General features: G+C 73.8%; 9 protein-coding genes. 4 read left to right on the top strand and 5 right to left on the bottom strand.

What is annotated here, in order from left to right:
• The 4 genes from AOK18_RS05590 to AOK18_RS05575 form a co-directional block, all read right to left on the bottom strand.
• On the bottom strand, positions 1–534 hold a 534-nt coding region (locus tag AOK18_RS05590; protein ID WP_240503074.1), incomplete at its 3' end, for a GDSL-type esterase/lipase family protein.
• A 257-nt stretch (positions 535–791) separates the two neighbouring features.
• Positions 792–2285 carry a tripartite tricarboxylate transporter permease gene (locus AOK18_RS05585; protein ID WP_055693584.1) on the bottom strand — a complete coding sequence of 498 codons (1494 nt, stop codon included), beginning with the start codon at positions 2283–2285 and terminating at the stop codon, positions 792–794.
• Position 2286: 1 nt separating this feature from the next.
• Entirely contained in the window at positions 2287–2823 is a 537-nt protein-coding gene (locus AOK18_RS05580; RefSeq protein ID WP_055693583.1) for a tripartite tricarboxylate transporter TctB family protein, read from the bottom strand.
• Positions 2820–3803, bottom strand: a complete 984-nt coding sequence (locus tag AOK18_RS05575) for a Bug family tripartite tricarboxylate transporter substrate binding protein (protein ID WP_055693585.1) — start codon at positions 3801–3803, stop codon at positions 2820–2822. Before AOK18_RS05575 ends, AOK18_RS05580 begins: the two co-directional genes overlap by 4 nt.
• Positions 3804–4194: 391 nt before the next feature.
• Between AOK18_RS05575 and AOK18_RS05570 the strand changes: the two genes are divergently transcribed.
• The 3 genes from AOK18_RS05570 to AOK18_RS05560 all read left to right on the top strand — a co-directional run bounded on the left by AOK18_RS05570 (position 4195) and on the right by AOK18_RS05560 (position 8119).
• On the top strand, positions 4195–5994 hold the full coding sequence (locus tag AOK18_RS05570; protein WP_055693582.1) for a sensor histidine kinase: 1800 nt from the start codon (positions 4195–4197) through the stop codon (positions 5992–5994).
• Positions 5991–6803 (top strand): response regulator, encoded by an 813-nt coding sequence (locus AOK18_RS05565; RefSeq protein ID WP_055693581.1) that lies wholly within the window; start codon positions 5991–5993, stop codon positions 6801–6803. Before AOK18_RS05570 ends, AOK18_RS05565 begins: the two co-directional genes overlap by 4 nt.
• Positions 6804–7003: 200 nt before the next feature.
• On the top strand, positions 7004–8119 hold the full coding sequence (locus AOK18_RS05560) for a Gfo/Idh/MocA family protein (RefSeq protein WP_055693580.1): 1116 nt from the start codon (positions 7004–7006) through the stop codon (positions 8117–8119).
• Between the two features lie 132 nt (positions 8120–8251).
• On the opposite strand, the gene AOK18_RS05555 is transcribed toward AOK18_RS05560, so the two are convergent.
• Positions 8252–8917, bottom strand: a complete 666-nt coding sequence (locus AOK18_RS05555) for a phosphatase PAP2 family protein (protein WP_055572523.1) — start codon at positions 8915–8917, stop codon at positions 8252–8254.
• 507 nt (positions 8918–9424) lie between these two features.
• Between AOK18_RS05555 and AOK18_RS05550 the strand changes: the two genes are divergently transcribed.
• The coding region (locus AOK18_RS05550; protein WP_055693579.1) for a hypothetical protein at positions 9425–10351 on the top strand (927 nt) is incomplete at its 3' end.

Raw genomic sequence — 10351 nt, 5'->3', positions numbered from 1 at the left:
GGCGCAGCCGGTGCAGCCGGTGGGGTTCATCGGGATGATCTGGGCGACCAGGAGACGGGTGTCCGGGTCGGCCGCCCGCATCTGTGCCACCAGCTTGGTGTAGGCGGCGAGGACGCGGTCGGGGGAGACGCCGCTCCAGACGTCGTTCGTCCCGAAGTGCATGACAACGATATCCGGCCGAGTCGCCGCCAGCCGTCCGGGCAGGAGGTCCTGGTCGGCCAGCCGGGTCACCAGCTCACCGCCGTGCCCCTCGTTGTCGCCGTCGTACGCCATACCGCACCCCTGGCCGGGCAGGGTGCCGACGAAGTCGACGTCCGTGTGGCCGGCGTCCAGCAGGCGGTTCCACAGCAGGGCCCGCCAGCACCCCGGTGAACCGGTGATCGAGTCGCCCAGCGGCATGACGCGGACGGGGGCGGCGTCCGGAGCGGCGGCCGCGCGGGGGACGAAGGGGGGAGTGAGGGCGAGGCCGAGCGGGAGGAGCAGAGCGGTCAGTACGAGGAGAGCCCGTAACGGCAAGTGGTCGATGACGCGCATGGTGTTCCCTTCCCTGGGGGGCGTGGGAGCGCTCCCATAAAGACATCAAGCCACTCTTGTCAGTTACGCGTCAAGAGGGGGGGGGAGGTGAGGGGCGTCGGGTGCGGTGGTGTCCCTACGGCCGGCCCATGGTGTGTGTGGCCGCACCCTCGGGCGCCCTACGGTTGATCCCTCCCGGTTTCCGTACGCCTCATGGGCGTGGCGCATATGTGCGCCACGCCCACGGCAGGCCCTCGGGAAGAACTTCGCGGCCGGGATCAGTGCTCGGCGCGCCGGCGGGTCACGGCCTTCTTCAGCAGCGGCCAGGCCAGCAGCAGCACGATGACCGCGTACACGGTGACCGAGAAGGGCGTGCCGACCAGGCCCGACACGCTGCCGTCACTGATCTGCAGCGCGCGGCGGAGCTGTTGCTCGGCGGCTGGGCCGAGGATGACGGCGACGATGGCGGGCAGGACCGGCAGGCCGTACCGCCGCATACCGAAACCGATCAGGCCGATGATCAGCAGGATCACCAGATCGATCACCTCGCCGCCGACCGCGTACGCGCCGATCGACGCGAAGAACAGGATCCCGGCGTAGAGGTACGGCCGCGGGATGCGCAACAGCTTCGCCCACACCGGCGCCAGGGGCAGGTTGAGGGCGAGCAGCAGCACCATGCCGACGAACAGCGAGGCGATGAGTCCCCACACCAGGTCGGGCTCCCGTTCGAAGAGCAGCGGGCCCGGCTGAATGCCGTACTGCTGGAAGGCCGCCAGCATCACCGCCGCGACCGCGGTGGTCGGCAGCCCCAGGGTCAGCATGGTCACCAGGGTGCCGGCCGCCGAGGCGGACGCCGCCGACTCCGGCCCCGCCACGCCCTCGATGGCGCCCTTGCCCCACTCCTCCTGGTGCCTGGACAGCCGTTTCTCCGTGACGTACGACAGGAAGGTCGGGATCTCCGCGCCACCCGCCGGGATCGCGCCGAACGGGAAACCGATGAACGGGCCGCGCGCCCAGGACTTCCAGGTGCGCCGCACATCGCCGCGGCTCAGCCACGGCAGGCCCACCGGAATCGGCTCGGGCGGCCCGCGCCGCAGATGCGCGGCGACCCATAGCGCCTCACCGATGGCGAACAGACCCACCGCGACGATCACCACGTCGATTCCGTCGGCCAGTTGGAGGGAGCCGAAGGTCAGCCGCTGCTGGCCGGTCATCCGGTCCAGGCCCACCAGACCGATCGTCAGGCCGATCAGCAGCGAGGCCAGCCCCCGGATCCGCGACGAACCCAGGACCGACGTCACGGCGATGAACGCCAGCACCATGATGGCGAAGTAGTCCGGAGCGCCGATGTCCACGGCGAGTCCGGCGACCGCCGGCGCCAGCGCGACCAGCAGGACCGTGCCGACCATGCCGCCCGCGAAGTGACCGATCGCGGCGGCCGCCAGCGCCTGCGCGCCACGGCCCGACTTGGCCATGGGGTTGCCCTCCATGGCCGCGACCACGGCGGCGCTCTCCCCCGGTGTGTTCAGCAGGATCGAGGTGGTCGAACCGCCGAACATCGCGCCGTAGTAGATCCCCGCGAACATGATGAACGCGCCGATCGGTTCGAGGCCGTACGTCACCGGCAGCAGCAACGCCACCGCCATCGCCGGGCCGATGCCGGGCAGTACACCGATCGCGGTGCCCAGCAGCACACCGATCGCGGCCCACAGCAGGTTGATCGGGGTCAGGGCGGTCCCGAAGCCGTCCAGAAGGGAGGTGAGGGCGTTCACGTCACAGCACTCCCATCAGCGGACCGCCGGGCAGCGGTACTCCGAGCAGGTTGTCGAACACGGTGTGGGCGACGAGGGAGACGGTCGCGGCGATCAGCGGGTCGCGGTCGAATCTGCGGCTGCCGAGGGCGAAGGCCGCCCCCCAGAAGAGCAGCGCGCCGGAGACGGGGAAACCGAGTGGTTCGATGAGGACGGCCGAACCGAGGAACACCCCGGTGAGCAGCAGCACCGTGCGCCAGTCGGCGGGTTCGGACAGGTCGACGTCCTCGCCGGTCTCGGCCCGGCCCCGCCCGCCGCGCACGACGTCCACCGCGAGCAGGACGGCCACGACGAGGAGTCCGGCGCCGACCACGACGGGTACCGTCCTGGGCCCGACGGGGCCGCGCTGGGTGAGGTCGACGTCCATGGTGAGGGCATCGGTCAGGACGAGCGCGCCGAGCACCAGCAGCATGACGCACACTCCGAGTTCCGAGTGGTCGCGCAGCCAGGAGCGCCGTCCGGCGGGTTCGGGGGGCAGGCCGGTGGTCGGTGTCGTCACAGCCCGAGCTCCTTCAGGACGGACACCACGCGCTCGTCCTCGGCGTCCAGGAAGTCGCCGAACTCCTCACCGGTCAGGAAGGCGTCGTCCCAGCCGTTCTGCTTCAAGGACGCGCGCCATTCGTCCGAGTCGTGCAACTCCTCGAACAACGAGATGAGTTGGTCGCGCTCGGTGTCGGTCAGGCCGGGAGGGGCCACGATGCCCCGCCAGTTGGTGAAGTTCACGTCGTACCCCGCCTCCTGCAGCGTGGGCGCGTCCAGCCCGGGGACCCGCTCCGGTCCGGTGACCGCGAGCAGGCGCAGCTCGCCCGCTCTGATCTGGTCGAGGTACTCGCCCACGCCGGACACGCCGAACCCGACCTTGTCGCCGAGGATCGAGGCGAGCAGTTCGCCGCCGCCGTCGAACGGGATGTAGTTCACCTGCTTCGGGGCGATCCCGGCGGCACGCGCCATCAGCATCGGCGCGAGGTGGTCGGGTCCGCCGGGCGCGGAACCGCCGCCCACCGGCACCTTGCCGGGGTTCTCCTTCCAGGCGCCGATCAGGTCGTCGATCGTCCTGTACGGGGAGTTCCTGGCGACCACGACGACGTCCTGCTCCTCGGTGAGCCGGGCGACGGGGGTGGTGTCGGCGAGGGTCTTCGGCGCACCGTTGGACCGGACGGCACCGACGACGCCGAGGCCCATCGACATGGCGAGCCTGCCGTTGCCGTGCTCGCTCACCAGCCTGCTGAGACCGACGGTGCCACCGGCGCCGGGAAGGTTGAACACCTCGATGCCGTGGGTGAGTCCGGCGTCCTCGGCGTTCTTCGCGGCCGTGCGGGCCGTGATGTCGTAGCCCCCGCCGGGCGTGTTGGGAACCATGAAGCGCAGGCCCGGGACGTGCGTGCCGGTCCCGGTGCCGCTGCCGGTCGTGAGCAACGGTGGACCCACGAGTACCAGCACGGCGGCCCCGAGCAGGGCGAGGGGGGTGCGCAGGCGCACGAATGCCACCACCTGTCGGTCGATTGTCCGGAGGTCACACAGAGCCCTGCGGGATGAATGACGTGCGCCACATGGTGCACGCGCGTCTCCCGGCTGTCTCGCTTGCGGAACCAACGGAGGTTCTGGTCATTGCGTCAGCGGCCCGGCGGCCCGGCGCCCCGGAGGATCGCCGGGCCGGCGCGTCGCCGGGCGCTCCGCCGTCCGCCTCCGCACGTTCACCCGCGTACCTCCCTTCCCGGGAGGCGCGGGCGGGCGCCATGATGGGGCGCCCGTCACCCGCGCCGCACCCCGTAGTGCCGCCGGGGCACGGGTGCATCGCCGGCCGGAGGGTCCGTCGGCGAGGAGAGCCCGTCGGCCGGCGGGGCCGCCGACAGGAGGGATCGAGTACGTCGTGGCCGTCACCTTCCGCCGTCAGACCCTCGCGGGCGAGATGCTGGTGCTCCAGCTCGCCATCGTCGTCATGGTGCTGCTGGCGGTCGCCGCGGTCTCCCTGGCGCAGTCGGAGGCGACCTTCAACCGGGTCGAGGGCCGCCGGGTCGGCGCGCTCGCCGAACAGCTGGCCGCGAACCCCCTGGTGCGCAGCAGACTGGTGCGGCCGGTGCCCGGAGAGGCCCTGGCCGCGCTGGTGAACTCCACCCAGACCCAGTCCGGAGTCACCTCGGTGACCGTGGCCGGCCCGGACGGCCGGATCGTCGCCTCCACGAACCCCACGGTGATCGGCGACCGGCTGCCCCCGGGCGACGGCGCCGTGCACGGTCGCGGCTGGTCGGGCCCGCTGACGCTCGACGGCAGCCGTGAACGGGTCGCCCAGGTGCCGGTCCTCGGTGCGAACCAGGGCAATCTGGGGCACCACCTCGGCACGGTGATGATCGGCGCGGCCGACCCGACGGTGTGGCAACGGCTCAGTGGCGCCTCCTCGTACCTGCTGACCTACCTGGGCGTCGCCAGCGGGCTCGGGGTGGCCGGCTCCTGGCTGCTCGCGCGACGCGTCAAGCGGCAGAGCCTCGGCCTCGAGCCGCGCGAGATCGCGGGACTCGCCGAACACCGTGAAGCCATGCTGTACGGCATCGCCGAGGGCGTGATCGCCCTCGACCCGCAGCACCGGCTCACCCTCGTCAACGAGACGGGCCGCCGTCTGCTGGCACTGCCGGAGGACTGTGTGGGCCGGAGCCTGGACGCCCTCGGTGTCGACGGGCGGCTGCGGGACGTGCTCACCGGGACGCAGCGCACGGCGGGGGGCCGGCCGCCGTGCCGGGCGGGCGAGCGGCCGCGGGGACGGGGCGGCGACCGGTCGCAGGCCCCGGAGGCCGGCCGGGCGCGGCCCCGGGCGGACGCCCGGCCGTCGCACGAGGCGGGCCGGCGACGTGACGAGGTCGTCGTCCGCAACGGCCGGGTACTGGTGATGAACCGGATGACCGTCACCAAGGACGGACGCCCTCTCGGCTCGGTCACCACCCTGCGGGACCGTACCGAACTCGCCCGGCTGGAAAGGGAGATCGGGTCCTTCCGCAGTTCCTCCGAACTGCTGCGCGCCCAGGCCCACGAGTTCGCCAACCAACTGCACACGATCTCCGGCCTCATCCAGATCGGTGAACAGGACGAGGTCGTGCGCTACATCCGGGCCCTGAGCCGACGCCGCCAGTCCCTCGACGTCACGCTGAGTCGACGGGTGCGGGACACCGCCCTCGCCGCTCTGCTGACGGCGAAGGCCTCGCTCGCCGCCGAACGCAGGGTGAGCCTGCGCATCTCCGACCGCACCGCCCTGGACCGGCTCTCCCCCGAGGACGCCGCCGATGTGGCGACGGTCGTGGGCAACCTCGTGGACAACGCGGTGGACGCGGCGGCAGCCCCCGCGGGCGGTCCCGGCGCAGGGTCAGGGCCGGAGGGCGACGGGTACGAGGCCTGGGTCGAGGTCGAGCTGCGCCAGGACGCCGCCAGCGTGGAGATCGTCGTCCGCGACTCCGGTCCCGGTGTCGCCCCCGAGCTGGCCCGTGAGGTCTTCCAGCACGGCTTCACCACCAAGGCCGCCCAGGAGGGCGAGCGCGGTATCGGCCTGGCGCTCACCCGTCTCGTCTGCGAACGTCACGGCGGTGAGATCTCGGTGACCAACACCCCGGAGGGGGCGATGTTCACCGCCCGCATGACCGTCAGCCACCTCGCCGACGCGGTGGCGGAAGGAGCCGGCCGATGACCAGCACATACGGCGAGCACACAGGGTCCGCGCGCGCCGACGCGATCGACGTGCTCGTGGTCGACGACGACTTCATGGTGGCCCGGGTGCACCGTGCCTTCGTCGAACGCGTCGAGGGATTCCGGGTCGTCGGCGTCGCGAGCACGGGCGAACAGGCGGTCGCCGCGGTGGACGGACTCCGTCCCGATCTGGTCCTGCTCGACCTGTATCTGCCGGACCTGTTCGGCCTCGACGTGATTCCCCGGCTGCGCAGCGCCGGTCACGACTGCGACGTGATGGTCATCAGCGCCGCGCGGGAGGCCGACGCGGTGCGCGGCGCGGTCCGGCAGGGAGTCGTCGACTACCTGTTGAAACCGTTCGAGTCCGAGGACCTGCGGGCGCGGCTGGAGCGTTACGCCGTCCGGCGCGGCCGGCTGCTCGGCGCGGTCGTGCGGGGCCAGGCCGACGTCGACCGGGTCCTGGCCGGAGCACCGGCGCCGGTGGCCGCGGCACCGGCGCTGCCCAAGGGCATGAGCGTGGAGACCGCCGAACTCGTCGAACGCGTCCTGCGCGAGGCCGACGGCACGCTGTCGGCCACCGAGTGCGCCGCCCTCACCGGCGTCTCCAGGGTCAGCGCACGCCGCTACCTGGAGCACTTCCACACCGTGGGCAGGGCCGAGGTCTCCCTGCGGTACGGGGCGGCGGGGCGGCCGGAACGCCGCTACCGGTTCCTGGGGCCGCCGAAGGACCGGCCCGGCCGGGGGGCCCGGTGGAAGCCCGGACCGCAGGCCGAACCGCACGCCGGGGGACAAGCCGACGCGTTCCGGTGAAGTGGCGGGGCGCAGGCGCAGAAGCACGGACCGCCCCCTACGGGACCTCGTGCGAAGTGAACCCGCCCACCGCGCGGGGTTGTTCCGGCCCGTCCCCGGACCTAGGGTCGAGCAGCGGGTGCAAGCGCTTTCTGAAAGTTCGGCGAGGACTCTCCGCGAGCCCGTCGGCGTGGGCCCGCCGACCGTCCGGAGGAGTGCCGATGCCCCTGCCCCCCGTCCGCCGCCGCGTCGCCGTCGTGGGCACCGGCGCCGTCGTCGTCGACGGCCATCTGCCGGCGCTGCGGGCCCACGCCGACCGCACCGAACTCGTGGCCGCCGTCGACGTGGACCCGGACAGGCTCGACGCCTTCCGCGGACTGGCCGGCGGGCAGGTCGCCGGGTACACCTCGGTGGAGGGGATGCTCGACGCCGTACGCCCCGACCTGGTGCTGATCGGAACGCCGCCGTCGCTGCACCGGGAGCAGACGGTGGCCTCGCTCCGGGCCGGCGCCTGGGTGCTGTGCGAGAAGCCGCTGTGCCTGTCGCTCGCCGAGTACGACGAGATCGCGGCGGCGGAGGACGCGTCGGGCGCGTACGCCTCCGTGATCCTCCAGCACCGCTACGGGTCGGGCTCCGTCCACGCCCGGGAACTGATCGCGAGCGGTGCGCTGGGCACCCCGCTGGTCGCGCACTGCCAGACCACCTGGCACCGGGACGCCGCGTACTACGCCGTCCCCTGGCGCGGGCGGTGGGCCACCGAGGGCGGCGGGCCGACGATGGGGCACGGGATCCACCAGTACGACCTGCTGCTGCACCTCCTCGGCCCGTGGGAGGAGATACGGGCCATGGCGGGCCGGCTCGTCCACGACACCGAGAGCGAGGACGTCTCCACCGCCCTGGTCCGCTTCCGCGGCGGCGCCCTCGCCACCGTCGTCAACAGCGTGCTCTCGCCGGACGAGGTGAGCCGCGTCCGCGTGGACTGCGCCGACGCCACGGTCGAGCTCACCCACCTGTACGGACACCGCAACGACGACTGGTCCTACACCCCGGCGCGGCACGTCCCCGCCGCACGCGCCGCCGCCTGGCGCCCCCCGCCGCACGACGTACCCAGCTCGCACGCGGCGCAGCTCGGCGCCCTCCTCGACGCCTGCGACACCGGGGTCCGGCCGCCGGGCAGCGGCCGGGAGGCCCGGGCCACCCTCGAGTTCGCCGCCGCCCTGTACAAGTCCGCGTTCACCGGCCGCCCGGTGACGGCCGGCGAGATCGTGGCCGGCGACCCCTTCCACGCGGCCATGCACGGCGGTCACCCCGACTGGGCCCCGAGGGAGCACGCGTGAGCGCCCGCGCGGAGCGACGCCGAGCGCGCCCCCGCGGTCCCCGCGCCGGTACCGGGGCTTTCGGATCCCGCGGGCCGTACGAGTGAACCGAACGGCCGGACCCTCCGCGCCGGCCCCCGGCCCGCACACCGGTCACCGACCCCGCGCGGGCCCCGAGTTCCCGTAGGAGTGGGGGAGGCGGGCCGAGGCCACGGCGAGGGCGGTGGCCGCGCTCGCGATGCCGAGCACCGCGCCGGCGGCGACGTCGCCCGGGTAGTGCACGCCCGTGTGGATGCGCGAGTAGCCGACCGCGCCGGCCAGTGCGCCGAGCGGGACGGAGGCGGCGGGCAGGACCGTGCCGACGGCGGTGGCGAAGGCGACCGCCGACGCGGTGTGCCCCGACGGGAAGGAGGCCGATGTCGGCATCGGGACGTGCCGGTCCACGGTCACCCGGGCGGCCTCCCGGTCCGGCCGGTCCCTGCGGACGAGGCGCTTGCCGAGGATGTTGGCCGAGGCCGACGCCACCGCTATCGCCCCGACCCCGACGAGGGCGGCCCGGCGCGACCGCGACCCGCCCAGGGCCAGGGCACCGGCGAGGGTGAACGAGATCTTCGAGTGGTCGGCGGCGTGCGAGAGGCGGCGCAGCGCCCGGTCCAGGGTGGGGGTGGGGGTGGCGGCCACCGCCGCGTACAGGGCGCCGTCGACGGATCTGAGATCGCTGAGGACGGAGGACAGCACCCGGCGGAGGCCGTCGGCAGGGGGTACGGGCGCCGTGAGCGGGCGGGCTCCGCCCTGGTCGGTGGTGGTCGGCTCGCTCATTCGTCTCTCCCGCGGTGGTGTGGTGCGGCAGGGGCCGCGTGTCCGGGGCCCGCTGGGCGCACCCGCACCGCGGACCGGGAATCACCAGGTGCCCACGGTACGCGTGGTCAGCCCCGTGCGTTCGCGCACCCCTGTCGCCGTGCCCGGCGACCGCGCCCGGCGGGTTCCCGGTGCGCCGCCCGCCCCCGGGCGCGCCCGGGGGCGGCGTGACCACCGCCGACACGGAGGCCGCGGAGATCCGGTCCGCGAGCCGCGTGCCGCGGCCCTCAGGTCTGCGCCCCCTCCGCCGGTCTTGCCGGCCCGGCCGACCGGGTGCCGGGCCGACCCGGTCGGCCTCCGCGACAAGGCGCCTGCGTCCAGGGGGGATCCGCAGCCCGGGCATACCCCCCAACCGTATGCGATCCGAAGGGGTGTCGAACCTTGCATCAGTACCCCCCGGGGGTATGGTGAGACGTGTGGACACCGGCCCCGGGCCGGGCCGGACGCACTGTTCCCGAGGAGACGGCCATGCAGACCGGACTGAAGATCACCGCATTCGCCGCGGCCCTGGCCGCGACGTTCGGCGCCGCGTACGGCGTCGGCCAGAGCCTGGACCCGGTCGCCGAGGACGGCGCGTCGGCCCCCGCGCACGACGACCGGCACACCCCCGGGACAGCCGCGCCACAGGAGGGGGACGGCCACGGGACCACCCCGGCGGGCGGCCTGCAGATCTCCGAGAACGGCTACACCCTCGACCTGGGCACCCCGCGGGTCGAGGCCGGCCGCCGGACCGACCTGCGCTTCACCGTCCGGGACGAGAGGGGGCGGGCGGTCACCGAGTACCGGCGCGAACACGACAAGGAACTCCATCTCATCGTGGCCTCACGCGACCTGCTCACCTACCGCCACCTGCACCCCGCACGGGCCGCCGACGGCACCTGGAGCGCCCCGGTCGACCTGCCGGAGGCGGGCGGCTACCGGGTCTTCGCCGACTTCACCCCGGCGGAGGAGGGCGCCGGGAACCTCACCCTCGGCGCGGATCTCGCCGCCTCCGGCCCCTACCGGCCGCAGCGGCTGCCCGCACCCCGCGACACGGCCCGCGTGGACGGCTACGAGGTCCGGCTGGACGGGACACTGCGGCCGGGGCGGGGGAGCGAACTGGACCTGACCGTCTCCCGCGACGGCGAACCGGTCACCGACCTCCAGCCCTACCTCGGCGCCTACGGCCACCTGGTGGCCCTGCGCTCCGGAGACCTCGCCTACCTGCACGTCCACCCGGGCGGGGAACCCGGCGACGGCAGGACCGGGCCCGGCCCGACGGTCTCGTTCGCGGCCACCGCACCCAGCGCCGGCAGCTACCGGCTGTTCCTGGACTTCAAGCACGACGGAGTCGTCCGCACCGCGGCGTTCACGGTCCGGGCGGGAGCGGGGGCGGGGACGGACACGGAGACGAGG

The sequence above is a fragment of the Streptomyces prasinopilosus genome (assembly GCF_001419695.1).
Lineage (GTDB): Bacteria > Actinomycetota > Actinomycetes > Streptomycetales > Streptomycetaceae > Streptomyces > Streptomyces prasinopilosus.
Note: the sequence above shows the minus strand (reverse complement) of the source record. Positions and strands in the feature narration are given on the sequence as shown.

What these genes read in the sequence shown, in the direction of transcription:
- AOK18_RS05555 (WP_055572523.1), bottom strand. Translation starts at nt 8,917, where the DNA reads ATGAGCGAGCCGACCACCACCGACCAGGGCGGAGCCCGCCCGCTCACG.
- AOK18_RS05560 (WP_055693580.1), top strand. Translation starts at nt 7,004, where the DNA reads ATGCCCCTGCCCCCCGTCCGCCGCCGCGTCGCCGTCGTGGGCACCGGC.
- AOK18_RS05565 (WP_055693581.1), top strand. Translation starts at nt 5,991, where the DNA reads ATGACCAGCACATACGGCGAGCACACAGGGTCCGCGCGCGCCGACGCG.